1 protein-coding gene and 1 pseudogene are annotated in these 1,616 nt (G+C 56.6%); both read right to left on the bottom strand.

The genetic code is table 11. From position 1 onward, the window contains the following. Positions 1 to 663: pseudogene (locus tag ACXJ5O_RS26320) on the bottom strand (hypothetical protein); the annotation flags it as partial. A gap of 1 nt (position 664) precedes the next feature. Then, positions 665 to 1,471 carry a P-type conjugative transfer protein VirB9 gene (virB9, locus tag ACXJ5O_RS26315; protein ID WP_457302478.1) on the bottom strand — a complete coding sequence of 269 codons (807 nt, stop codon included), beginning with the start codon at positions 1,469 to 1,471 and terminating at the stop codon, positions 665 to 667. Positions 1,472 to 1,616: the final 145 nt, after the last annotated feature.

Below are 1,616 nucleotides of genomic sequence, written 5' to 3'. Positions count from 1 at the left end.
CTGCACGGCCGTTTCAAGAACCCCGCGGATCATCGTTCCCTGCGGCACAAGTGCATCGATGCGCTTTGTCCRTTCGGCCTTTGCAACTTCAACCGGCTTGGTTGCCATGGCAGACAAAAACTGCCCGTTGGGATTGGCGTCCTGGAATGTAGCGGCTGCTTTCTCCGCATCCGTCGGTGGTTTTGGCTGCTCGGCTGCCAGTCCTTCGGTTTGACCCATTTCGGTCACGACCATCGGGGAGCGATAGCGTTMCCACTTTTTCTCGTCGGTCTCTGATTCCCGCGCCAGCCGCTCAGCCTCCGTCGTTCGCCGGGCTTCCTCCTCCGCCTGCAGTCGTGCCCGCTCGGCAGCGGCATCTGCGTCGACCTGCGATGGCTGCTGCACCGCTGGCGTAGGCTCAGGCGCGGGAGGTGGTTCTTTGACTGCGGGAGGAACCGCCAATTGAACTTTGCCGACTGGTGACAGCAAGTTCTCATCATTGGTATCGACATTGTCAGGCGTTGACGGAGGTTGAAGCCAGAAGGGCATTGCGAGCAATGGCAAGCTGACCAACGCGAGCAGCACGATCAACGCTGCCTTGCTCAAACCGCGCTTCGGCTCGGCCAGCTTTGATCGTGCGGCCTCTTCGAGTTCTACGTTGAGATGGTAATCGGGATCAGGCATCTCACCTCATCCTTGTGTCGGAGGAGTTGCTGGCAGTGGCGGCAACCGGGGCGCCTTTTTTCAGATTGAAAAGGCAGAGCGCGTAGTCGCCGCGCCGCAGCATCCATTGCCTGGCGATCTTGTCGACGACGATATAATCACCCTCACGGCGGAAATTGGCGAGTATCTCGCGCTTTCCACCCTCAACAATGAAGATCGCCGGGATATCGCCTTCAAAGCCAAACCAGGTCTTCACGCCATCGTCAAAAGCGTTCGCGGGTTTGAGTTCGCCGTCGCCGCGGAAACTATAGTTGGTATTGGTATCCTGAAACTGAAAGTTGTCGCGGTTCGGCTCGGAAACGAGCCGTTGCGCTTCTGCAAGAAGCTTTGAATCGGCCTCCTCATCCGGATAGCGAAATTTGACCATGTATGTCTGGTCTCCCTCCGATTCCGGATGGGCGCGCAAGATAAATGTGTAAACATGTTTGTCGCTCACAACATTCATGTTTGTTGTCGTCTTCGCTTCAACGGGTTTCAGAAAGATGATGTTGCCGCGCTTGTTGGGTTCGATCTTCCACGAAAGGCTATCACCGACCGCCACAGTCTCGATCTTTTCGACATCCCCCAGCACGATCATCGTCGAGACGCCGTGGCTTGCATCGACAGAAACCACATTGGCTGAATTATAGATGACCGTGCGGACACGCGCGTCTGCCGCACCACGTCGCGGGGCTATCTCGGCAAACGTTTGCCGTAACCGCCAGCAGTGCGCTGATACCAGCGACGATCCAGGCCATGGAGCGGGAACGCTTGACCGAACGGATGACATCGTTTTCCCAGCGGACCGCCTCGCTAAAATAGCGGGCGTCAGGACCAGTTTTCTCTTCATGGTTTGACGCGTGGACGCTCATGGAAAAAAGCTGGAAAATAACGCGAGGCACCCACGCGACACTTGAAACAATGGATTCAAAATC

It is taken from the genome of Phyllobacterium sp. P5_D12 (assembly GCF_054049495.1).
The sequence above is the reverse complement of the archived record's forward strand: the minus strand, read 5'-3'. Positions and strand labels throughout refer to the sequence as shown.